Below are 23478 nucleotides of genomic sequence, written 5' to 3' on the forward strand. Positions count from 1 at the left end.
CAACATCCCCTTTCTGTTTGAACCTACCTAGTGAGCTGTCGGCAAAACTGACCGTAACCCGCGTTAAGGGGTAAGAGATGGTTGCTAAACTATGCAGCCAATGAAGGTGGTACCACGGAAGCTATTCCCTTTCGTCCTTTTATAGGATGAGAGGGGTTTTTTATTTCATAAGAACGGAGGGATACCCTTGAAAATCTCATTTATTGGAGCTGGCTCCATTGCAGAAGCAATGATTACAGGGTTGATTGAGAAAAATATATGCAGTCGTGAAAATATTAGTATAACGAATCGACATAATAAACTGAAAATACAAGAGCTCGAACAAAAATACGGAGTTTATACTACCTATGATATGAATGAACTTATTTCTGATGCGGATATGATTATTTTTGCCGTGAAGCCGAAAGATGCGAATGAGGCTTTGGAAAAAATCAGCCCATATATACGGGAAGAAAGTTTCTTTGTTTCCGTTATGGCAGGAATATCGATCGAGTTTATCAGTGATAAATTAAAAACAAATTGTGCCATTGCAAGAGCAATGCCAAATACATCTGCAAGTGTTGGAAAGTCGGCAACAGCCATTACATTTAACCATAGCGTTTCCAATCGCCAGAAAGAAATGGCCCTTTCCATTTTTTCTGCTATTGGGATAACTGAAGTAGTGGAGGAATACCAGATGGATGCCATTACAGCACTATCTGGAAGCGGTCCCGCTTATTTTTATTATGTTGTGGAAGCAATGGAAAAAGCAGCAGAACAATTTGGACTTGAAAAAGATACATCCAATAAGCTGATCGTTCAAACATTATTGGGTGCAGCTGAAATGCTGTCAGTATCTGGAAAAGAGGCTGCAGTTCTTAGACACAACGTAACAAGTCCCGGTGGAACGACAGAAGCGGGAATTACTGTTCTTGAGCAGGCAGAGATGCAAGATGCATTTATTGCTTGTATCGAAGCAGCTGCCAAGCAATCAAAACAATTGGGAGTCATGTACGAAGCAAAAATCACATGATTCATAATACATGCAAACAAAGCCTCCAACTTGCTATAATAGAGCGAAAGCAAAATAGGAGGCAAAAGAATGTCTGTAAAACTGTTTACACCCTTTACGGTTAAAAATATTACGCTAAAAAATAGAATAGTGATGTCTCCAATGTGTATGTATTCCTGTTTTAATGAGGATGGGATGGTTGGGGATTGGCATTATACCCATTATACGAGCCGTGCTGTTGGGCAAGTCGGGCTAATTGTCGTTGAAGCAACCGCTGTTACACCGCAAGGAAGGATCAGTTCCCGTGATTTAGGTATTTGGAGCGATGATCATATTGCGGGTCTTTCTAAGCTTACGCGAATGATGGAAGAGCATGGTGCCGTCAGTGGCATTCAAATAGCCCATGCGGGACGCAAGGCGGTCCTTGATGGGGAAATCATCGCACCGAGCGCCATTCCTTTTAATGAAAATATGAAAACGCCAAAAGAGATGAGTATAGATGAAATTAACGAAACAATTGCGGCATTTGGCAAAGCAGCAGAAAGAGCAAAAAAAGCCGGATTTAAAGTGATCGAAATCCATGCTGCCCATGGATATCTCATTAATGAATTTCTTTCACCGCTTACAAATAAGCGTAGTGATGATTACGGCGGTACTCCGGAAAATCGTTATCGCTTCTTAAGAAACATCATCGAGGAAGTTAAATCGTTTTGGGATGGTCCTCTATTCGTTCGCGTTTCAGCCAATGATTATCATGATGAAGGACTTAACGAAGAAGACTATGTATCGATGGCGCATTGGATGAAGAAGCAAGGAGTCGATTTAATAGATGTTAGTTCAGGTGCTGTAGTCCCTGCAGCCATTCCTACTTTTCCAGGCTATCAAGTTCCATTTGCGGATCAAATTAGAAATAAAGCTAATATCCCGACTGGCGCTGTAGGGTTAATCACAAATGGGACTCAGGCGGAAGAAATTTTGCAAAATAACCGGGCGGATTTAATTTTTCTCGCCCGTGTCCTATTGCGTGATCCATACTGGCCAAGAACTGCAGCGAAAGAGCTGAAACATGAGTTAGCAGCTCCTGAGCAATACAAAAGAGGCTGGATGATTTAATTTTTATGAGGTGCAATGGTCATTTCCAGGAAATCAAAAGCCATTTCCGTATTAGGAAAAACAGCCTTTGCTTCTTCCGTGAGCTGATCCCAATCTTCCTTAATATAGCGAGAACTAATATGATTTAAACAAAGTGTATGTGCCTGTGCTTGTAAAGCAAGTGTTGCAGCTTGTACGGTCGTTGAATGGAAATAGTCCCATGCCATCCGTTCGCTTTCAGCGGAAAAAGTGGCTTCATGAACGACGACGTCCGCTCTTGATGCGAGAGTGATTGCATTTTCACAAGGTCGTGTATCGCCTAAAATGCATAAGACCCTGCCTTTTAAATCAGGTCCTAGGTATTCGTTGCCATTGATCACTCTTCCATCTTCCAGAGTGACGATTTCACCCTTTTTTAGACGCTTATAAATCGGACCTGGCAATATACCTTCAGAGCGAAGCCGCTTGGCATCAAGGGTTCCTTTTTTATCTTTTTCCGTTATGCGGAAGCCGAAGCTTGCGATTCCATGATCAAGTTGCAGAGTTTCAATCTCGAATTGCTCATCTTTAAAGATAGTCCCATTCTCAATTTCAATTATTGATAAAGGGTATTTCAAATGGGTTTGACTAATTTTAAGAGAAACTTCAACATATTCACGAATCCCTTTTGGACCGTAAATCGTTAGTCCTGTTTCTCCACCTTGGAAAGAACGGCTGCCTAATAATCCGGGCAGTCCAAAAATATGATCCCCATGTAGATGGGTAATAAAAATTTTTTCAATTTTTCTAGGCTTTAATGAAGTATGTAAAATTTGGTGTTGGGTTGCTTCACCACAATCGAAAAGCCATACAGAGTTTCTCTCCTCCAATAACATTAATGCCAAGGAAGAGACATTTCTAGGTTTTGCCGGGACGCCTGCGCCAGTTCCAAGAAAGAGCAGTTTCATATTGAACCCCCTATATAAATAATATTCATTTTATCATAATTATAATAAGCTATATAAAAATAGATACTTGACTAGTCGTCTTTTTTCAGAATAATTGATAAGATAGGATATAACAATCATGTTGGAAAAGTTTACGAAGGAAAAGAGAGGTTTTCATTATGATTCAATCAGAAACACCCGCATCGCTCATTATGATATTCGGAGCCACTGGGGATTTAGCGAAAAGAAAGCTATACCCTTCCCTCTATCATCTATTTAGAAAGGGAAAATTAGCGAAGCATTTTGCGGTCGTAGGTGTAGCACGACGCCCGTGGACCGATGAAGTTTTAAGAGAACATGTTAAAGATTCAGTCTTAACATCTATTAAAGATGCGGAGAATGTTGAAGAATTTATTTCTCATTTTTATTATAAATCTCATGATGTCAGCGATTCAAACTCATACATACAATTAAAAAATCTAGCAAATGAGCTTGATAAAACATATTCCCTAGAAGGAAACCGAATCTTCTATTTGGCTATGGCTCCAGAATTTTTTGGTACGATCGCTGAGCATTTAAAAATTGACGGATTAACTGATACTGAAGGCTTCCATAGACTTGTCATCGAAAAACCATTTGGGCATGATCTTGAATCTGCTATTGAATTAAATAAAAGAATTAGAAACGTCTTCTCTGAAAATGATATTTACCGGATCGATCATTATCTCGGAAAAGAAATGGTTCAAAATATTGAAGTCATCCGCTTTGCTAATGCGATTTTCGAACCGCTCTGGAATAATCGTTTCATCTCAAATATTCAAATTACATCAAGTGAAATGCTAGGTGTGGAAGAGCGTGGCGGGTATTACGAAACGAGCGGCGCTCTGCGCGATATGGTTCAAAACCATATGTTGCAAATGGTAGCCCTTCTCGCCATGGAGCCGCCAATTCGACTTACGCCAAAAGAAATTCGCAGTGAAAAAGTAAAGGTACTCGGTGCCCTTCGCTCCATCGAACAGAATGAAGTCCCACATTACTTCGTTAGAGGTCAATACGGGCCAGGTGAAGAAAATGGCCAAAAAGTGAATGGGTACCGTGAAGAGCAAAATGTAAATAAAGAATCGAATACGGATACGTATGTAGCGGGTAAATTAATGATTGATAATTTCCGTTGGGCAGGAGTTCCGTTTTATATTAGAACGGGAAAAAGAATGACAGCTAAATCGACGAAGATTGTAATTCAATTTAAGGACATCCCGATGAACCTTTATTATAAATCGGATAAAAACTTAGACCCGAATCTTCTTGTCATTCACATTCAGCCGGAAGAAGGCATCACTCTTCATTTAAATGCCAAGGACACAGGCCAAATGATGGAAACAACACCAGTGAAGCTTAATTTTTCCAATAATAGCATCGCGGGTCTTAATACCCCTGAAGCATATGAAAAATTGTTGTTCGATTGCCTAAGAGGCGATGCAACAAACTTCACACACTGGGATGAAGTCGCTTTATCTTGGAGTTTTGTTGACAAGATCAGTCAATATTGGGAAAGCGAAAAAGCAAAATTTCCAAATTACAGTGCGGGATCTATGGGGCCTATAGAAGCGGATGAACTGCTTGAAAAAGACGGTTTTATATGGTGGCCAGTTACGGACCTAGATGTAACGGATTGTTAATAAGAAAAGCGGAAGCGCCTGTTCATCGACGTACAGGCCCACAGGATGTGGGTCCGTCGAAGTCGCCACAGGATGTGGCGTTTTTAGTCGACGTTCCTCTGAGATAAAGAAACACGCGCAACGAAGTGAAGCGATGTTGACTACGCAAGCGAGAAGGGCAAGAAGTTTGCTAGTGATAGGCGCTGAAGCTAGACAAAAAGAACTATCTAAGGCTGTTGAATAGCAGCCTTTTTCTTTTGCCTATTAATACAGTTACCATGAGATACCTGATATACTATATATAAATACATATTTTTAGTTTAACAAATACACATCATATAGAATATATTACCGCGGAGGTGTTTGCCGTGAAAAGCTCCAATGTGGATGATTATTTACAAAAGGGAATGTACGGGGTAAAAGAAATTAAACCTGAAGAACGAAGGAAATTTCTAGGCACAATTAGAGAAAGAATTGTCGTCGCACTTACGAAAAGCCAGGTGATGGAAAAAGGTGTTTATCCAGAGGTCATACAATTAATGAAGGAGCATCCGAAAGCAGTAATGCTCCTAAATGGTGATCTTGATTACTCCTATTTATCGGACTATATTCATAAAGCCAGATCAAACCATATTCAATTTTCAATCGTCGCAAACAAAAATTATGATACGAATATCGGCCTTGTCTTGACGTATGATTATGCAATTGATAAAAAAGAAATCTATATTCAAAAAAATAAAGAAAAAACTGTAACTGTTTCAAAGAAAAAAAAGAAATCTTTAACTAGTTTGTTTCGTTTTCTCAAAAAATAATTACAGTTTAGTTTTTTTCGTGCCCTTCTGAAGATCGCTTCCTTTTTGAAGGATTGAGGCACCATATTTACTTTTAATCTTATCTATGGCGTTATAAAGCGGCTCCTTTTGAGCTGCTTTTTCATATGAAAATAAATTAAGCTGCTCGTAAGCATTTTCTTCATCCACTAAATCTTGACCTGTTATGCCTAAAAGTCTTACCGGGTCCCCTTTCCAGTTATGCAAGAATAAGGTTTTGGCTGCTTGAAAAATATCTTCTGCTTCTACAATCGGATTGATGATTTTTTTACCTCTTGAGATCGTTTTTCTATCGTTATAGCGAATGGTGATGGCGATATTTTTCGTTACATAACCTTTTTTCTTTAATCTGCTTGATACACTAATTGAAAGGGATTCAAGAATTTCCAATAACTTGGATTGAATGGAAATATCCCTTGGTAATGTAATGGAATTTCCAATGCTTTTGTTTTCTCCCGCAGCATCCGGATCAACTTGGCGAGAATCGATTCCATTTGCCCGCTCTTTTAATTGTAATCCGCGAATTCCTAAATGAGCCTTAAGCTGTAAATCACTTGCTTTTGCTAAATCACCAATCGTATGAATGTGTAAAGCCAAAAGCTTTGCAGCCGTTTTTTCCCCAATACCATGCATTTCTAATGTTGGTAATGGCCAAATGGCATGAGCAATATCTCTTTTCCGCAAAATCGTAATACCAAGCGGCTTTTTCATGTCCGATGCCATTTTAGCTAAAAATTTATTAGGAGCAATCCCGATACTGCACGGTAGGTCAAGTTGATTAAGCAGGCTTTGCTGGATCGCTTTTGCTATTTCTATGGCGGTTCCAAGCTCAAAGCTCTCTGTAATATCGAGATAACCCTCATCGATTGAAACTGGCTCTACTAACTCCGAATAGTGACGTAAAATTTCAAACATTGCTTGTGAAGCATTCCGATACCGATCAAAATTAGGTTTCTTTACAATTAATTGCGGACAGAGTTTTTTCGCTTCCCAAACTGGCATTGTTGTTTTTACACCATATTTGCGAGCTTCGTAGCTGCATGTTACGACGATGCCTCTGCGTTGTTCTTCATCCCCTGCTATCGCAAGTGGCTTTCCTTTCAAGGAAGCGTCATAGGCCATTTCCACTGAAGCAAAAAAACTATTCATATCTACATGTAAAATGACACGACCTTTTTTGGGATAGTTCTCCTTCATTTTGATCACCTATATTTTGTTAAAAAGAGCCTAATTCATTAGGCCCTTTCATTAAAATTAATTTATGCTTCTTGTTTTTGCTCATATAAATAGTCTTTTATTTCCTTTATTCCTTCAAGGACTTCAAGCATGCTTACCGGGTCCATCATTGTAATGATTCTTTCCTCAAGATTCGCAATTGAAGAAAAGTATTTTGTTTTATGATAAGCAACCAGCCCCATTTGCTGCAATGCATTTCCAGGAATTTCCAAGATTTCTTTTGCTTCGTTTACTAATAATGCGAAAGACAAGTCCTCTGTATGAATGACAATCATTCTAACGCTATCATCATTTTGAATATGACGATTGTATAAAATATATGCTAAATCAAGAACTGGAATTAGTTCACCCCTTGATTTTACAACTCCTTTAATATAATCCGGTAAATGTGGAACTGGATTCACATTTTCATATTTCTCGATAGAAATTACAAATGAGACGGGAATCGCGTACTCCTCTTGTCCGGCATTAAATACGATTGCTGTAACTGCCATCTCTCTTCACCCTTTAGATAACTTTATCTTTTTGATGCTTCCTCTACAATTGCTACGACCATTTCTGCTAGTTTCCCGAGCTCTTCTACCGGCATCCGTTCATTCGTCGTATGAATTTCTTCATAGCCAACAGATAGATTAACAGTAGGTATATTGAAGCCTGCAATGACATTTGCATCGCTGCCTCCCCCACTCGTTAAGAGTTCTGGATTGCGACCAATTTTTACGGCAGCCATTTTAGCTACCTCTACTACTTCATCACCATCAGCAAATTTAAATCCTGGGTACATTACCTCAACTTCTACATCGGCAGATCCGCCCATTTCTTTAGCGGCATCTTCAAATGCTTCCTTCATCTTAGCTACTTGAGCTTGCATTTTCTCATTTATTAAGGATCTCGCTTCTGCCAATACAATTGCCTGATCCGCTACGATGTTTGTAGCTTGTCCCCCTTCAAAACGGCCGATATTCGCAGTCGTTTCCTCGTCAATACGACCGAGCGGCATTTTTGCAACTGCTTTTGCAGCTATTGTAATAGCGGAAATACCTTTTTCCGGTGCCACTCCCGCATGAGCTGTCTTTCCATGCAGTACTGCTTTAATTCTCGCTTGAGTTGGCGCAGCGACGATAATATTGCCAACCTTGCCATCACTATCAAGGGCAAAGCCGTATTTAGCTTTTACATATGAAGAATCTAGCGCTTTTGCTCCGACTAGACCAGATTCTTCTCCAACTGTAATAATAAATTGAATATCTCCGTGTTCAGTATTTTGTTCCTTCAATACTTTAATCGATTCCAGCATTGCTGCAATTCCTGCTTTATCGTCAGCTCCGAGAATGGTGGTGCCGTCTGTGACAACATAGCCGTCCTTAATGGAAGGCTTTATGCCATTCCCCGGAACAACTGTATCCATATGACATGTAAAATAAATAGGCGTTGCTTCTGTATTACCTTTTAAGGTACAGATTAAATTTCCTGCACCATGTCCCGTTTGTTCCTTTGTGTCATCTTCAATGACTTCCACATCTAAATCTTGAAATTTTTTCTTTAATACTTTGGCAATTTCGGCTTCATGTTTTGTCTCCGAGTCAATTTGCACCAATTCAAGAAATTCTTCTAATAGTCTTTGTTCATTAATCATTTGTCAGTCCTCCATTGTTGTTAATATACTCCCGGCATTCAACGAGTCAGATGGTACAAAAGACTCTAGTACCACTTTTTTCTTCTCCTACATTTGATAGGATGTTATTTTATTTTTATTAGTGGAATTGCTCAATCAATATCGAATGAGATAATAAGCTACAAACAACGCGAGAGCCAGCTACCGTTGATTTCCCTTCAAGCGGACGCTTTCTGGGGGCGTGCGGTTTGTCTAGCTGCAGCGCTAGCCTCTCGAGGTCATAAGTCATATTACTACGTGGCTAAAAAGCAAGCCACTGCGTAATCTGCCTTATGCTTGTCGGGGCTGGTCAAGGCGCTTACGCATTTCCATGAGCCTCCTCGGTCGCTTTGCGCCTTGAGGGGTCTCACCTGCCACGCTAATCCCCCGACGGGCAGGACGTCGGCGTTGGCCACAGGACGGGCCGTCTTTAGCCGACTAGGAGTAGCCGCCTAGAATGTGGAACAACTAGGATACTCTCTTGCTCATGGAAAGCATTAATTGTTAATTTCTGTGTAGTATGAGAATTCATAGGCGGAGAATTTCCCGCTAATGTAATAAAGGAAGCTTAAGAGTCATATATAAGCGGAGATATTCCGATTAACTGCTCTAAATAAGACAAAATCCAAAGATTTGGATGATATAAACGGAAAAGCTTCCTTTATTTTTAAGGAAATATGGGTATTTCCTAATTTAAACGGAATTTATCCGTTTATTTTTCAATTACAGTGAAATCAACATTCAGTTATAACAGAGCCAAAAAAATAAATATGAGTCTAACTTTTCAATAAAACCCAATTCTCATTATGTTTTTGGAAATCAACATACTCTTCAAAATTCCGAGAGTATGTGTTACAAAGGGATATTTCCATGTTTTTTATTGGGCCTTTCTTCATGCTTATGACGCAGCATTTCAAGAGATTGGATTAATTTTATTCTTGTTTCGCGTGGATCGATGACATCATCGACCATTCCTCTTGCCGCCGCTACGTATGGATTTGCAACTGTTTCACGATATTCTTCCATTTTCTCCAAGCGAGTTTTTTCTGGATCCTCACTATTTGTAATTTCACGGGCAAAAATAATATTTGCCGCCCCGTGAGGCCCCATTACAGCAATTTCCGCATTTGGCCAAGCGAATACAAGATCCGCACCTATTGCTTTACTATTAAGTGCTACATAAGCACCACCATATGCTTTTCGCAGTATGACCGTGATTTTTGGAACGGTCGCTTCTGAATAAGCATATAAAATTTTGGCTCCATGCCTTATGATACCGCCATGCTCCTGTTTAATACCAGGGAAAAAACCCGTAACATCTTCAAACGTAATAATTGGGATATTAAAAGAATCACAAAAACGAATGAATCTTGATGCCTTATCTGAAGAATCAATATCTAAACTTCCTGCCATAAATTTCGGTTGATTGCAAACGAGGCCAACCGATTCCCCGCGAATTCTCGCAAATCCAACTACTATATTTCTTGCAAAATCCTTATGTACTTCAATAAAAGATTGTTCATCCACGATTTCGTTTATAACAGTTCTCACGTCATAAGGTCTAACAGGGTCAAAAGGGATAAGCTCTAACAATTCAGGGCGTAAATCATCTTCTTCACTCCACTCCGAAATCACTGGCTTTTCTCGATAATTTTGTGGTAGATAGTCCAAAAGAGTTCGAACCATTAACAGTACTTCTTTTTCGCTACTCCCTCTAAAATGAGCATTCCCGCTTATCGTATTATGCACTTTCGATCCGCCCAAATTTTCCGAAGATATTTTTTCTCCCGTTACTGTTTCTATCACTTTCGGTCCGGTAATAAACATTTGGCTCGTATGATCCACCATAAAAACAAAATCAGTTATCGCGGGTGAATAGACGGCACCTCCCGCACAAGGTCCCATAATAACAGAGATTTGAGGTATGACCCCAGAATAAATGGCATTACGATAAAAAACATGCCCATACCCATCAAGAGACACGACGCCTTCTTGTATCCTTGCGCCGCCAGAATCATTCAGACCTATAAAAGGAGCGCCATTCTTTGCAGCAAGATCCATTGCCTTTGCGATTTTTTCAGCATGCATCTCCCCCAATGCCCCGCCGAACACGGTAAAATCTTGGGAAAATAAAAAAATGAGCCTATCATTTATTTTACCATAACCTGTTACTACACCATCGCCGGGATGCTTTACATTTTCTAATCCAAAATCAGTTGAGCGATGCTCAATAAATGGATTAAGTTCTACAAATGAACCTGGATCAAGAAGCAAATCAATCCTTTCCCTCGCTGTCAGCTTTCCTTTATCATGTTGCCTCTGGATTCTTTCATCTCCTCCGCCGAGTTCGGCTTTTCGTCTCAGGTCGTATAAATCATTAATTTTTTCATATATATCAGTCACCGTCATTCTCCTCCAGTGGCTTTTTTTCACATATTTCGTACAACACGCCATGGGCAGATTTAGGGTGGAGAAATGCAATCATGGCCCCGGCAGCCCCTTCTTTAGGTACTTCGTTCAGCATTTCGATGCCATTGTTTTTTAAATTTGAGATTCGCTTCTCAATCGAATCTACCTTAAAAGCTATATGATGGATGCCCTCGCCGCGTTTTTCAATGAATTTTGCAATTGCGCTATTTGAATCTGTAGGTTCCAATAATTCTATCCTGACATTAGTTGCATACAAAAAAGCTACTTTTACATGTTCAGAAGGAACATCTTCAATTGCAATACATGTTAGGCCAAGTTTAGTTGTATAGAATGGAAGAGTTTCTTCTAGAGATTGAACTGCAATCCCAATGTGATCTACATTTTTCATAATAACCTCCAAAGAGCATTCAATAGAAGACTTCTGTAATCTTCGACATTTCCTGCTCACAATCCTGCTTTTCTATGTACGATGACGGGTTGTATCAACGGCGATTTCAAGATAAAATAGAGTAAACAAGAATGATCTAGGGGTGCTTTGAATTGGCCAATAAAAAGTTTCAAAAAATTATCGTTTATATTATGCTCTTCTCTATGATTGCCACTACCATTATAGCTGGATTATCATTTTTATAAGACTTACGATGACACGACAAGGGACGAGCGCGGCTTCTTACGCAAGCGAAAAGGACAAGAAGTTTGCTAGTCGATTGGCAATGAGCTAGACGAAAAAAAGGTGAGATTTCCTAATTCAAGGAACCTCACCTTTTCTCTATATTACGCCTATTTCATAAGCTACACCTTCAAATGTTTGATCCGTGTTAACGACAAGAACCTTTGAACCCATTAGAACATTATCATAAAGAAATTCAAGCTGAGTTTTTGGGAGTCGTATACAGCCTTCGGATATATATTTACCAATTGAAGTTGGGTTGTTTGTTCCGTGTAATCCATAGATTCTTCCATCTGTACCTAGAGCATCAAAACCGATCCATCTTGAGCCAAGTGGATTTTGCGGATCCCCTCCCGGTATATTGGCTTTACGATAATATGGGTTTTCTGCCTTCACTTTTATAGTAAATAAACCCTCAGGAGTCATTTCATCCGTTTTTCCTGTCGCCACTTTTGTAATAAACCGTACTTTGCCTTCATTGATCCAAGCAAGCTCATTTGTACGCTTGTTGACAATAATGAGCGGGTCACCTGGCAACACTTCCTCATCAAATGGCCAAAATGGAGAACCGATGAAAAGGAGAAGGGCGAACAATAGCTGCATACTGTATCATCCTTTTTCTCTATTATGTGAAAAAGGAAAGCTTTCATACAAAAATGCCCTGTTCAAAGTCTATCGACTCAAACAGGGCATTTACTATTAAACTTCCTCGCAATATTGCTCAAAGTATTGTTGAAGCTTATTCACAACTGACATAGGATCGTGACCTTCAATTTCATGACGTTCTACCATCGTGCAAAGCTTTCCATCTTTTAAGAGAGCAAATGATGGAGAAGATGGTGGATAATCAGTAAAATAGCTGCGTGCCTTTGCGGTAGCATCCTTATCTTGACCTGCAAAAACGGTCACAAGATGATCAGGGCGCTTGTCAAAATGGACGGAATGTGCAGCTGCTGGGCGTGCGATTCCACCTGCACAACCACAGACAGAGTTAACCATAACAAGGGTTGTTCCTTTTTGTTCCAACGCTGCTTCCACTTCTTCTGGTGTCGTTAATTGTGCGTATCCTGCTCTTTCCATATCCTCACGTGCTTGCTTAACGACATCATTCATATATAAATTAAAATCGATATTCATTAATTACCACTCCTTATATTTAACTATCGTTATCATAGCAATATTTCATGCTATTTATCAAATAATATAATTTTTAAAAATAAATAGGTTTATTTTTTTGAGAACTGGGTAAAATTAGACTACATCTAGATCCATACCCCTAAACTCCCTAGATGTTTTTGGACAGCACGATTAGCTGTCCTTTTTTTTGTACGCTGAAAAAAGCAGATCAGCAGCATCTGGAACTGTCGTATCGCCATTCATTACAGCAAATTCAACTTTTGGCCATACTTCTTTTATATGTTCATCGTTAAAAAAGGCAGTTTCTAATTGTTCTCTTATTAATGCAAAGAGCCAATCCTTCACTTGTTTCTGCCTTCGCTCTTTAAACGCTGAGTTGGACTGTGTTGCTTTAATAAAATCTTGAATAGTCTCCCATACTTCGTCAATGCCAGTTCCAGTCAATGAGGAACATATAGTCGCTTTTGTATCCCATCCGACGGTTGCCGGTTGAATAAAATGAAGAATTTGATTGTATTCACGCATCGTTTTCTTTGCCTGATTAAAATTATCCCCATCTGCTTTATTCACTGTAATGAGATCCGCAAGTTCCAATATCCCTTTTTTCATTCCTTGTAATTCGTCGCCAGCACCTGTCAAAACGAGCAATAAAAAGAAATCCACCATGCTTCTCACGATTGACTCGCTCTGACCAACACCAACAGTCTCCACGATTATTACGTTAAATCCTGCTGCTTCACAAGCAATGATAGATTCTCTTGTTCTCGTATGGACGCCACCAAGCTCTCCTCTTGAAGGAGATGGACGGATAAAAGCATTCGGATGTTTTGCAAGTTTCTCCATCCTTGTTTTATCACCAAGAATACTTCCCCCGCTAATCGGTGAACTTGGATCAATAGCGAGCACTGCAACGCGGTGCCCTTGTTCACACAATAAATGGCCAAATGTTTCAATGAATGTGCTTTTGCCAGCACCAGGCACCCCTGTCACACCAATTCGTATGGATTGACCGGAATAAGGTAAAAGTTTTTGTAAAATATTTTTTGATTGTTCTTGATGGCGTACGGCATTGCTTTCAATTAACGTAATTACCTTTGCTAGTACCGCTCTATCCTGATTTAATAGCCCTTGAATCAATTCTTTGGAATTTTCTTCATTTTGGACCGGTTTGACGAACCTCCGATTCCTTTCAACCATCAGTGATAACCTCTTCCACATATCCTAGCTTACAATAGATTTCCTCTATCACTTTTTGAGCTGCTAACGGAATGACTGTACCTGGACCAAAGATAGCCGAAACACCATTTTCCTTAAGAAACTCATAGTCTTGAACAGGAATGACTCCCCCAACTACAACAATCATATCTTCTCGATTGATTGCCTTTAATTCCTTAATTAATTTCGGCACAAGTGTTTTATGCCCTGCAGCTAATGAACTGATTCCAATGACATGGACATCATTTTCAGCTGCCTGCTTTGCCGTTTCTTCGGGAGTTTGAAAGAGTGGTCCGATATCGACATCAAAACCTAAATCGGAAAAAGCTGTCGCAATCACTTTCGCACCCCTATCATGTCCATCCTGCCCCATCTTAGCAATTAAGATCCTAGGTCGGCGTCCTTCATTTTCTAAAAATTCATCTGTCATTTCTTTTACAGCCGAAATTTCTTTATCGTTCGTAAAATTAGAGCTATAAACTCCACTTACGGAGCGGGTGACAGCTCTATGTCTGCCGCATACTTTCTCGATGGCATTAGAAATTTCTCCAAGTGTCGCCCTGCATCTTGCAGCTTCTATCGCAAGCTCCAATACATTTTTTTCGGAACTTGCGGCTCCTCTTGTTAACGTATCAAGTGCAGCACTGACTTTTTCTTCATTTCGATTATTTTTAAGCATTTTTAATCTTTCTATTTGTTTCAGACGGACTGCTTCATTGTCGATATCCAATATTTCCATTTGTTCTTCATCATTAATTTTATAGCGATTGACTCCTATGATTGTTTCTTTCTTAGAATCGATATGCGCTTGTCTTCGTGCAGCCGCTTCTTCAATTCTAAGCTTCGGCAAGCCTGTTTCTATTGCTTTTGCCATACCACCCAGCTCATCAATTTCCTCAATATGTGTCCAAGCGCGCTCCATCAGGTCCTTTGTCAATGACTCTACATAATATGAGCCGCCCCATGGATCAATTACATCTGTCATACCCGTTTCTTCTTGCAAAAATAACTGAGTATTTCTCGCGATACGAGCAGAAAAATCAGTTGGCAAGGCAATCGCCTCGTCAAGCGCATTCGTATGCAAGGATTGAGTATGGCCCATCGCGGCTGCATGTGCTTCTATTAAGGTTCGAACGATATTATTGTATGGATCCTGTTCTGTCAAGCTCCATCCGGATGTTTGACTATGCGTTCTTAAGGTAAGTGACTTAGGATTTTGAGGTTTAAACTGGCTCATTAACTGTGCCCATATTTTTCTGGCGGCACGCATTTTCGCCACTTCCATAAAATAGTTCATTCCGATTCCCCAAAAGAACGAGAGACGTGGAGCAAAATCATCAATTTTTAAGCCAGCTTTTAAACCAGTCCTCACATATTCCAATCCATTAGAAAGTGTATATGCAAGTTCTAAATCCGCAGGTGCCCCAGCTTCTTGCATATGGTAGCCAGAAATAGAAATACTATTAAATTTAGGCATATGTTTTGCTGTATATTCAAAAATATCTTTTATTATTCGCATCGACATTTCAGGAGGATAAATATACGTATTCCGGACCATATATTCTTTTAAAATATCATTTTGAATTGTTCCTGAAAGTTGAGCTTTTTTTACACCTTGCTCCTCGGCTGCAACGATAAAAAAGGCCATTATCGGGATAACTGCCCCATTCATCGTCATAGAAACGGACATTTGATCAAGTGGGATCCCATCAAATAGTATGTTCATGTCCATTACCGAATCAATGGCAACTCCAGCTTTTCCGACATCGCCTTCAACCCGCGGATGATCGGAGTCATAGCCCCTATGTGTAGCCAAATCAAACGCCACTGATAACCCTTTTTGCCCTGCCTCAAGATTGCGCCTGTAAAAAGCATTGCTTTCTTCCGCCGTCGAATATCCAGCATATTGACGGATTGTCCATGGTCTACTAACATACATCGTTGCATACGGTCCTCTAGTAAATGGAGGCAAACCGGGCATATCGTTTAAATGGGGAAGATCTTCTACATCGTTTTTTGTATATAAAGATTTAAAACGTATGTTTTCATTTGTTTCAAAGAATGATAGATGCAAAGTTTTATCTATTTTCGGTTCCTGATTTAAATCAAGCGGTTGAATTTTTTGAAAATCGGGTTTTTGATTCATGAGAATTCCCCGCTTTCATATTTTTCTGCAAGTCTTACTTTTTCCAAAGGTTCAATTTTTACGGTATCTTTTTCGTACTCATAAGGAGTTTTAGATTTACGCAAAAGTTTCTTCGCATCCTGTGTAAAAATATTTACACCAATCATTATTTTTTTTCTAGATCGGATATCTTCCATCTTCTTAAAAAGTGTCTCTTTAATCTTTGTTTGAAACCATCCACTTTGTAACACGGGATAGATTCCACCTTTTCCATCTATTGTTTGAAAAAGCTCCCATGCCCTTTCAATAAGATTAGAAGTAATTGCTTCAATGTAAAAAGATCCGCCCGCAGGATCGATTACCTTATCAAGAAAGGCTTCTTCACGAAGAAGCAATTGTGTGTTTCGTGCAATTCGCATTGAAAATTCATCTGCAGGATCTGAGATCCCATTAAAAGGTGTTACATGTAAAAAATCTACTCCTCCGATAGCAGCTGCAAATGCTTCATTTCCTGAGCGAAGAATATTTGTATGCGGATCTAGTAAGGATTTCGTAAAAGCAGATGTTTCTGCACTAATGAGAGGATTGTTTTGGTCAGGATCAACCTCATAAGCGGTGGACACTGTTCTCCATAGTGATCGAAATGCTCTTAGCTTGGCAACTTCCATAAAGAAGTTGCTGCCAATCGAAAAATGAAAGATCATTTTATTGATTGTTTTATGAGGTTCCCAACCTATTTTCCGCATCTCTTCGATATAAAATATCGCTTCTGCCAAAGAAGCAGCTAGCTCTTGAACGGCATTCGCCCCACTATTATGGTAAATTGAGCAATCGATTAAGATGGTTTTTATTCTAGGATGTTTTTCGTCAAGTTTGGAAATGGTTTCCCTCCAATCTCTCCAAGTTTGACCATCGTGTTTAAACAAATAACCCTTTTCAAGACGAGATGAAATTAAATCACAAGCTACTGCACCTGTTAAAGCAGCATCGACTTGTAAAATATTCTTCGTAAGGGTTGGAAAGTTATATTTCGTAAATAACAATAGTGGTGTATTACTTAGTTCAATTTTAGTAAAGTCTAATTTATGAATTTCATCAAGTTTATCTACATCAAATGAAATGGTTTCTTGCCCGAATTCCATTACCCTTTTCAACTGTTGTATTAACTCATTCCACATAGGATTGCAGATTTTCTGAGCAATTTTCCACCCGTTGTTAGCAGAAAACACTCGAATATTCGAATCTTTAATATCTTTTTTTGTGTAAATTGGAGAAAGTTTAATTCCTTCATACGTTTCACTATAAAGCGTTTCCAAAGATTGGTTCTTTAACGCCTTAAGAGCAGCTTGTTCCCATGCATGATAATCAGCTTCTGGAAAAATTGCATTTTTCATTTTAATACTGGCCATTGGACTAACCCCCCATCCATTAACGACTATCTTTATTTTAGTACAATACTAAAAAACGAGCAAAACAAATTAAAAGAAGCTGCCACTAAGTAACAAGCTTCTTTTAAAGATATTAATATACAGACGTGTTTTCTTTAGGAATATTCTCCAGTATTTCTTTTACACGTTGCATAAAACGTCCGCATATGAGACCATCCAACACTCTGTGATCAAGGGATAAACAGAGATTCACCATATCACGAATGGCAATTCCGTCATTTACAACGACTGGACGTTTAATAATGGATTCGACTTGTAAAATGGCTGCTTGCGGATGATTAATAATCCCGATTGACTGAACAGAACCAAATGAACCGGTGTTATTAATTGTGAATGTACCGCCTTGAGTCTCATCACTTTTCAATGTTCCATTTCGAACCTTTTTAGCTAGATCCGTTATATCTCTTGCAATTCCTTTAATTGACTTCTCATCTGCGTGCTTAATGACTGGAACGAATAATTCTTCTTCCTTGGCAACCGCAATTGAAATATTTATATCTTTCTTCTGGATAATTTTATCCCCGGCCCACATCGAATTTATCATCGGAAACTCTTTCAGAGCTTGCGCAACAGCCTTTATGAAGAATGCAAAATACGTTAAACTGAAACCTTCTCGCTGTTTAAATTCTGATTTTAGAGCATCGCGATATTTAACCAAATTGGTAACATCTACCTCTATCATCATCCAAGCATGAGGAATTTCCGCCTTACTGCGAAGCATCTTCGTCGCAATGGCTCTTCTTACCCCGGAAACAGGTATTTCGATATCCCCTGCCTTAGAATAAATAGGATCCACCGGTTTAATATCAACAGAAGGGGAGCTCTTCTCTTCTTTATTGCCGATTTGTGGAATCTCATTCGATTCAATTAACTTTTGCAAATCTTTTCTTGTAATCCTGCCGTCTTTTCCTGTTCCTGTTACAAGAGATAAGTCGATTCCATGTTCATGAGACATTTTTAAAACGGCCGGTGAATACCTCGTTTTGCCAGTAGATTGATGGTCAATTGGAGTAATAGCGGACTGACCCAATTCGGATTCACTTTTTTCAACCGTGTTGACAGTTCCATCCTCCGTGTCCCCTTCTTCGGTTTCAATTGTACAAATTGGTTCGCCTACGGCAAGCGTAGTCCCTTCTTCAGCAAGCAGCTTACCAATTGTACCAGTAAAAGATGATGGTATTTCCGCATTAACTTTGTCCGTCATCACTTCCGCTAATGGATCATATTTATTGACATGATCACCAGATTGTACAAGCCATCTGCTGATTGTTCCTTCCGTAACACTCTCACCGAGCTGGGGCATAGTAATGTTTTTTATTGACAAAATGATTTCCTCCTTTTAGCCTCCATTGTCCGGCTCAAAATTCAGCTAACTCTCGCATGGCCTTTTCAACTTTTTCAGGATTAACTATGAAAAACTTTTCCAACGTCGGAGAATATGGCATTGCAGGTATATCGGGGCCAGCCAATCTCATTATCGGCGCGTCAAGGTCGAATAAGCAGTTTTCAGCGATGATTGCTGCCACTTCACCCATAATGCTTCCTTCTTTATTATCTTCCGTTAGAAGCAATACTTTCCCTGTTTTAGATGCTGCTTCTATAATCGCTTCTTGATCAAGTGGATAGACGGTGCGTAAATCCAATAAATGTGTCTCGATGCCATCTTCTGCAAGACGCTCAGCAGCCTGCAAGGCGAAATGGATACAAAGTCCATAAGTAATGACCGTTATATCATCCCCTTCGCGCTTCACATCAGCCTTCCCTATAGGCAGTACGTAATCCTCATCAGGTACTTCACCTTTTATAAGTCGATAGGCTCGTTTATGCTCGAAGAAAAGTACTGGATCATTATCTCGAACTGCCGCCTTCAATAAACCTTTTACATCATAAGGGGTAGATGGCATAACGATTTTCAACCCTGGTTGATTGGCAAATATCGCTTCTACTGATTGTGAATGGTAAAGTGCGCCATGGATTCCTCCACCATATGGAGCTCTTATTACCATCGGGCAGCTCCAGTCATTATTTGAACGATATCTTATACGCGCTGCTTCCGAAATAATCTGGTTGACGGCAGGCATAATAAAATCAGCAAATTGCATTTCGGCAATTGGGCGATATCCATACATAGCGGCGCCGATACCAACACCTGCGATTGCCGATTCTGCAAGTGGCGTATCGATGACCCGTTGTTCACCAAACTGTTCATAAAGACCTTGTGTAGCCTTAAAAACTCCACCTTTTTTCCCAACATCCTCACCAAGAACAAAGACTTTTTCATCTCGTTCCATTTCTTCACGAATTGCCGCAGTGACAGCTTCAATATATGAAATTACAGCCATTGTTTATTCCCCCTATTACTCCGCTGCATATACGAATTTATGAGCATCCTCAGGATCTGGATATGGAGCTTTCTCCGCATAATCTGTAGCCTCGTTCACTTGTATCATTATACGGTCGTTTATTTCTTTTTTTGTTTGTTCATTCAATAATCCATTCTCGTTAAGGTACGCTTCAAAAAGAATAATCGGATCTTCTAATCTGGCTTTTGTTAATTCTTCTTCAGTTCGATAACTGCGATCATCATCATCAGAGGAATGAGATGTTAATCGATGGGTAATCGTTTCAATAAGACTTGAGCCTTCACCTCGTCTCGCCCTTTCAACAGCTTCCTTCATTACTTTGTATACTTCAAGCGGATCCTTCCCATCGACTGTCACTCCCGGCATTCCGTAGCCAATTGCTCGATCGGATACCTTTTCACATGCCAACTGTTTTTTAAGCGGAACGGAGATGGCATAATGATTATTTTCACACATAAATATGACTGGCAATTTATGAACCCCCGCAAAGTTTAATCCTTCATGAAAGTCCCCCTGATTTGAAGAACCTTCACCAAAGGATACGAATGTCACGAGATCACTTTTCTCCATTTGTGCAGCCAGCGCAATCCCAACTGCATGTGGAACTTGTGTTGTTACTGGTGAAGAGCCTGTTACAATTCTATTTTTTCTTTGTCCAAAATGACCCGGCATTTGACGACCACCGGAGTTTGGATCCTCCGCTTTTGCAAATGCCGAAAGCATAATTTCAGTAGGGGTCATGCCGAAACTTAAGACAACAGCTAAATCCCGGTAATAAGGAAGTATATAATCTTTTTCTCTATCAAGAGCAAATGCTGCCCCTATCTGGGCTGCTTCTTGTCCTTGACACGAAATCGTGAAAGGTATTTTTCCAGAGCGATTTAAAAGCCACATTCTCTCATCAATCCTGCGAGCGAGCATCATCATTTCATACATATCTAACACTTGCTCATCACTAAGTCCAAGCTCAGTATGTCGGTTTTTTGTCATGTTAATCCCTCCTCATTCGTTTCGCCGCCTATATATGGATAGACAGTCCATCTACTGCCAATGCTGCTTCTCCTATTGCTTCACTTAATGTTGGGTGTGGGTGAATGGTGTTTCCAATCTCCCAAGGAGTTGCATCCAATACTCGAGCAAGCCCAGCTTCAGAAATCATATCAGTTACATGAGGACCAATCATATGTATTCCAAGAATATCATTTGTTTTTTCATCTGCCACAATTTTTACGAATCCTTCAGTTTCTCCTTGTACAAGTGCTTTACCGACGGCCTTAAAAGGAAATTTCCCTATTTTTACTTGAAAGCCATATTCCTTCGCATTCTTTTCGGTAAAACCAACACTGGCAACTTCGGGTGAGCTGTATATGCATTTTGGGATGTTATCGTAAATAATCGAATCATGGTTTATACCAGCAATATGTTCTACTGCTTTAATTCCTTCATGTGAAGCTACATGTGCAAGTTGCAGACCACCAATTACATCTCCAATTGCGTATATATGTGATTCCTTCGTTTGGAAAGAAGAATTCACTTTAATTGCTCCATTTTTAAGAAGTTCTATCTCTGTATTTTGAAGCCCTATATTTTCACTGTTTGCTTTCCGGCCAACAGAAACTAGAAGCTTTTCTGCAGAAAAAACCTGTTCTTTTCCAGCAATTTCAGCCTTAATTAGTACTTTTTCTTCCTCTTTTTCCATTGTTTCCGATAATACTTTTGCATTTGTCACGATTTTTATTCCTTTTATTTGTAAAAGGCGAGTCAGTTCCTTAGATATGTCCTCATCTTCTCCCGGTATAATTCGGTCAGCGTATTCAATGACGGTCACATTTACACCAAAGTCGGCAAGCATTGATGCCCATTCTATGCCAATGACACCTCCCCCAATAATAATGATTGAGTTAGGAAGTTCCTGCATTTCAAGGGCTTCGTCTGAGGTAAGCACGTGGGTCCCATCAATATCTAAGTTGGGCAGTGTACTTGGTCTTGAGCCTGTAGCAATAATAACATTTTTCGGAATCAACATTTCATTTTCCGTACCATCGGCCATTTCTACCGATATTGTGCCAGGTATTGGTGAAAAAATCGAAGGGCCTAATATGCGTCCAAATCCATTATATATGTCAATTTTCCCTTGTTTCATCAAGTATTGAACACCATTGTAAAGCTGTTCAACGATAGCAGCTTTTCTATCTTGCACTTTTTTAAAATTAAGTTCGATGCCGCTTGTCAAAACACCGAATTCTTCACCTTTTTTCGTTAAGGAAAAGACTTCGGCACTTCTGAGCATTGCCTTACTCGGAATGCAGCCTTTATGTAAACACGTTCCACCTATTTTTTCCTTCTCGACAATTGCCGTTTTCAATCCAAGCTGTGAAGCACGAATGGCTGCAACATAACCACCAGTTCCCCCACCGAGGATTACTAAATCATACTCTCGTGCCAATTTTATCCCTCCACTTAGCTTATCGCTAGGTTAAATCCATGTGTGAACTCATAGAAGAAGCTGTCCTTATGCGCTTTGTTTCTCTCCACCAGTGCTTCGGGGAATTATCCAGCTTTCGGACAGCTCAATCAACATAACAATAACTATCTTTTAAATTCGATTAGCCAAAATATGTTTATTATTTAGAAGGAATTGACTTCTTGAATTCTTCATTTTTTCAATTCTTTCCTCCGCCATTCTATCTGCAGCCACATATGTGGGAATGCCATCACGCTTTGATATTTCGATCACTTTTGCGACATTATTATAAATTGCTTCTACCTTTTTAAGGGCACGCTCTTTGTTATAGCCGTATAGCTCATCGGCTACATTAATCACTCCCCCGGCATTGATGACATAGTCAGGAGCGTAAACAATACCCATTTCATTTATTTGATCGCCATGTTTTGTATCCTTAAGCTGGTTGTTTGCTGATCCTGCTATTACTTTGACCTTAAATTGTGGTATTGTGTCATCGTTAATTACGGCGCCAAGGGCACATGGAGAAAAAATATCGGCTTCAACTGCATATATATCATCTGGATCAACCGCTTTCGCCTGGAAGGCTTCGACAGCACGGTTGACAGCAGCTTTATTTATATCTGTCACAATCAGTTGTGCCCCTTCTTCATGTAAATAACGGCAAAGTTCAAATGCTACATTTCCAACCCCTTGAACAGCAACCTTTTTACCCTCCAAAGAATCGGTTCCGAATGCTTCTTTTGCAGCTGCCTTCATCCCTACAAAGCAGCCATAAGCTGTAACTGGGGAAGGATTGCCTGAAGAACCAAATGCGGGTGAAATCCCAGTCACAAAATTTGTTTCTTCGTGGATAATATCCATATCTTGAACGGTTGTTCCTACATCTTCCGCCGTAATATATCGCCCATTTAATCCTTGGATAAACCTGCCGAAAGCGCGGAACATTTCTTCATTTTTGTCTTTGTTCGGATCACCGATAATAACTGTTTTGCCGCCCCCAAGATTCAATCCAGCAGCGGCATTCTTATATGTCATACCTCTTGCTAAACGAAGAGCATCCTCAATTGCTGCTTCTTCATTTTTATATGTCCACATCCGAGTGCCACCAAGAGCGGGACCAAGAGTTGTATCATGGATTGCGATAATTGCTTTTAAACCAGACTTTTCATCTTGGCAAAATAATAATTGTTCGTAATCATAGTTCACCATATATTCAAAGATATTCATTTTCTACCT

General features: G+C 39.7%; 21 protein-coding genes. 5 read left to right on the forward strand and 16 right to left on the reverse strand.

Annotation, left to right across the window (positions count from 1 at the left end; translation table 11 throughout):
• Positions 1–187 precede the first annotated feature (187 nt).
• Positions 188–1012: a pyrroline-5-carboxylate reductase gene (gene proC / locus NQ185_RS01485; RefSeq protein ID WP_257579744.1), complete on the forward strand. Its 825-nt coding sequence runs from the start codon at positions 188–190 to the stop codon at positions 1010–1012.
• Positions 1013–1081: 69 nt separating this feature from the next.
• Positions 1082–2104 carry an NADPH dehydrogenase NamA gene (gene namA / locus NQ185_RS01490; RefSeq protein WP_257579745.1) on the forward strand — a complete coding sequence of 341 codons (1023 nt, stop codon included), beginning with the start codon at positions 1082–1084 and terminating at the stop codon, positions 2102–2104.
• Here namA and rnz read toward each other — a convergent pair.
• The gene (gene rnz / locus NQ185_RS01495) at positions 2101–3030 is read right to left on the reverse strand and encodes a ribonuclease Z (protein WP_257579746.1); all 930 of its coding nucleotides are present in this window, start codon (positions 3028–3030) and stop codon (positions 2101–2103) included. The two genes, namA and rnz, sit on opposite strands and share 4 nt — an antisense overlap.
• A 158-nt stretch (positions 3031–3188) precedes the next feature.
• On the opposite strand from rnz, the gene zwf reads away from it, so the two are divergent.
• Both zwf and NQ185_RS01505 read left to right on the forward strand, forming a co-directional pair.
• Positions 3189–4688 (forward strand): glucose-6-phosphate dehydrogenase, encoded by a 1500-nt coding sequence (gene zwf, locus NQ185_RS01500; protein ID WP_257579747.1) that lies wholly within the window; start codon positions 3189–3191, stop codon positions 4686–4688.
• A 347-nt stretch (positions 4689–5035) separates the two neighbouring features.
• The gene (locus NQ185_RS01505) at positions 5036–5479 is read left to right on the forward strand and encodes a YueI family protein (RefSeq protein ID WP_257579748.1); all 444 of its coding nucleotides are present in this window, start codon (positions 5036–5038) and stop codon (positions 5477–5479) included.
• On the opposite strand, the gene NQ185_RS01510 is transcribed toward NQ185_RS01505, so the two are convergent.
• From NQ185_RS01510 to mce, 5 genes are all read right to left on the reverse strand, one after another.
• Positions 5480–6694, reverse strand: coding sequence for a DNA polymerase IV (locus tag NQ185_RS01510; RefSeq protein ID WP_257579749.1), 1215 nt, complete (start codon positions 6692–6694; stop codon positions 5480–5482). It lies immediately after the preceding gene.
• A gap of 62 nt (positions 6695–6756) precedes the next feature.
• Positions 6757–7227: a chemotaxis protein CheW gene (locus tag NQ185_RS01515; protein ID WP_257579750.1), complete on the reverse strand. Its 471-nt coding sequence runs from the start codon at positions 7225–7227 to the stop codon at positions 6757–6759.
• Positions 7228–7250: 23 nt separating this feature from the next.
• On the reverse strand, positions 7251–8369 hold the full coding sequence (locus tag NQ185_RS01520) for a M20/M25/M40 family metallo-hydrolase (protein WP_257579751.1): 1119 nt from the start codon (positions 8367–8369) through the stop codon (positions 7251–7253).
• Positions 8370–9239: 870 nt separating this feature from the next.
• The gene (locus NQ185_RS01525; RefSeq protein ID WP_257579752.1) at positions 9240–10790 is read right to left on the reverse strand and encodes an acyl-CoA carboxylase subunit beta; all 1551 of its coding nucleotides are present in this window, start codon (positions 10788–10790) and stop codon (positions 9240–9242) included.
• A complete protein-coding gene (gene mce, locus NQ185_RS01530) occupies positions 10783–11205 on the reverse strand; it encodes a methylmalonyl-CoA epimerase (RefSeq protein WP_257579753.1) in 423 nt (140 codons plus the stop codon). Before mce ends, NQ185_RS01525 begins: the two co-directional genes overlap by 8 nt.
• Before the next feature lie 152 nt (positions 11206–11357).
• On the opposite strand from mce, the gene prli42 reads away from it, so the two are divergent.
• On the forward strand, positions 11358–11450 hold the full coding sequence (prli42, locus tag NQ185_RS01535) for a stressosome-associated protein Prli42 (protein ID WP_213127746.1): 93 nt from the start codon (positions 11358–11360) through the stop codon (positions 11448–11450).
• A 136-nt stretch (positions 11451–11586) separates the two neighbouring features.
• Here the strand turns inward: prli42 and NQ185_RS01540 are convergent, their stop codons facing one another.
• The 10 genes from NQ185_RS01540 to bcd form a co-directional block, all read right to left on the reverse strand.
• On the reverse strand, positions 11587–12090 hold the full coding sequence (locus tag NQ185_RS01540; protein ID WP_257579754.1) for a L,D-transpeptidase: 504 nt from the start codon (positions 12088–12090) through the stop codon (positions 11587–11589).
• Between the two features lie 96 nt (positions 12091–12186).
• Positions 12187–12624 (reverse strand): BrxA/BrxB family bacilliredoxin, encoded by a 438-nt coding sequence (locus tag NQ185_RS01545; protein ID WP_257579755.1) that lies wholly within the window; start codon positions 12622–12624, stop codon positions 12187–12189.
• A 171-nt stretch (positions 12625–12795) separates the two neighbouring features.
• Positions 12796–13821 (reverse strand): methylmalonyl Co-A mutase-associated GTPase MeaB, encoded by a 1026-nt coding sequence (meaB, locus tag NQ185_RS01550; protein ID WP_257579756.1) that lies wholly within the window; start codon positions 13819–13821, stop codon positions 12796–12798.
• Positions 13814–15985 (reverse strand): methylmalonyl-CoA mutase, encoded by a 2172-nt coding sequence (scpA, locus tag NQ185_RS01555; RefSeq protein WP_257579757.1) that lies wholly within the window; start codon positions 15983–15985, stop codon positions 13814–13816. Before scpA ends, meaB begins: the two co-directional genes overlap by 8 nt.
• Positions 15982–17373, reverse strand: coding sequence for a methylmalonyl-CoA mutase family protein (locus tag NQ185_RS01560; protein ID WP_257579758.1), 1392 nt, complete (start codon positions 17371–17373; stop codon positions 15982–15984). The genes scpA and NQ185_RS01560 overlap by 4 nt, the downstream gene beginning before the upstream one ends.
• 112 nt (positions 17374–17485) lie before the next feature.
• Positions 17486–18736 carry a dihydrolipoamide acetyltransferase family protein gene (locus NQ185_RS01565; protein ID WP_257579759.1) on the reverse strand — a complete coding sequence of 417 codons (1251 nt, stop codon included), beginning with the start codon at positions 18734–18736 and terminating at the stop codon, positions 17486–17488.
• 34 nt (positions 18737–18770) lie between these two features.
• Positions 18771–19754 (reverse strand): alpha-ketoacid dehydrogenase subunit beta, encoded by a 984-nt coding sequence (locus NQ185_RS01570; protein ID WP_257579760.1) that lies wholly within the window; start codon positions 19752–19754, stop codon positions 18771–18773.
• A 15-nt stretch (positions 19755–19769) separates the two neighbouring features.
• Positions 19770–20765, reverse strand: coding sequence for a thiamine pyrophosphate-dependent dehydrogenase E1 component subunit alpha (locus NQ185_RS01575; protein WP_257579761.1), 996 nt, complete (start codon positions 20763–20765; stop codon positions 19770–19772).
• A 28-nt stretch (positions 20766–20793) separates the two neighbouring features.
• Positions 20794–22221, reverse strand: coding sequence for a dihydrolipoyl dehydrogenase (gene lpdA, locus NQ185_RS01580; protein WP_257579762.1), 1428 nt, complete (start codon positions 22219–22221; stop codon positions 20794–20796).
• A 150-nt stretch (positions 22222–22371) separates the two neighbouring features.
• Positions 22372–23469 (reverse strand): branched-chain amino acid dehydrogenase, encoded by a 1098-nt coding sequence (gene bcd, locus NQ185_RS01585; protein WP_257579763.1) that lies wholly within the window; start codon positions 23467–23469, stop codon positions 22372–22374.
• Positions 23470–23478 lie beyond the last annotated feature (9 nt).

This window comes from Lederbergia panacisoli (assembly GCF_024626525.1).
In the GTDB taxonomy this organism is placed as follows: Bacteria; Bacillota; Bacilli; order Bacillales; family Bacillaceae_C; genus Lederbergia; species Lederbergia panacisoli.

Excerpts from the sequence above, each read along its gene's own strand:
- NQ185_RS01510 (WP_257579749.1), bottom strand. The coding sequence starts at position 6,694 with ATGAAGGAGAACTATCCCAAAAAAGGTCGTGTCATTTTACATGTAGAT.
- NQ185_RS01560 (WP_257579758.1), bottom strand. The coding sequence starts at position 17,373 with ATGGCCAGTATTAAAATGAAAAATGCAATTTTTCCAGAAGCTGATTAT.
- scpA (WP_257579757.1), bottom strand. The coding sequence starts at position 15,985 with ATGAATCAAAAACCCGATTTTCAAAAAATTCAACCGCTTGATTTAAAT.
- NQ185_RS01515 (WP_257579750.1), bottom strand. The coding sequence starts at position 7,227 with ATGGCAGTTACAGCAATCGTATTTAATGCCGGACAAGAGGAGTACGCG.
- rnz (WP_257579746.1), bottom strand. The coding sequence starts at position 3,030 with ATGAAACTGCTCTTTCTTGGAACTGGCGCAGGCGTCCCGGCAAAACCT.
- NQ185_RS01545 (WP_257579755.1), bottom strand. The coding sequence starts at position 12,624 with ATGAATATCGATTTTAATTTATATATGAATGATGTCGTTAAGCAAGCA.
- NQ185_RS01540 (WP_257579754.1), bottom strand. The coding sequence starts at position 12,090 with ATGCAGCTATTGTTCGCCCTTCTCCTTTTCATCGGTTCTCCATTTTGG.
- namA (WP_257579745.1), top strand. The coding sequence starts at position 1,082 with ATGTCTGTAAAACTGTTTACACCCTTTACGGTTAAAAATATTACGCTA.
- NQ185_RS01575 (WP_257579761.1), bottom strand. The coding sequence starts at position 20,765 with ATGACAAAAAACCGACATACTGAGCTTGGACTTAGTGATGAGCAAGTG.
- NQ185_RS01570 (WP_257579760.1), bottom strand. The coding sequence starts at position 19,754 with ATGGCTGTAATTTCATATATTGAAGCTGTCACTGCGGCAATTCGTGAA.
- zwf (WP_257579747.1), top strand. The coding sequence starts at position 3,189 with ATGATTCAATCAGAAACACCCGCATCGCTCATTATGATATTCGGAGCC.
- mce (WP_257579753.1), bottom strand. The coding sequence starts at position 11,205 with ATGAAAAATGTAGATCACATTGGGATTGCAGTTCAATCTCTAGAAGAA.
- meaB (WP_257579756.1), bottom strand. The coding sequence starts at position 13,821 with ATGGTTGAAAGGAATCGGAGGTTCGTCAAACCGGTCCAAAATGAAGAA.
- NQ185_RS01520 (WP_257579751.1), bottom strand. The coding sequence starts at position 8,369 with ATGATTAATGAACAAAGACTATTAGAAGAATTTCTTGAATTGGTGCAA.
- bcd (WP_257579763.1), bottom strand. The coding sequence starts at position 23,469 with ATGAATATCTTTGAATATATGGTGAACTATGATTACGAACAATTATTA.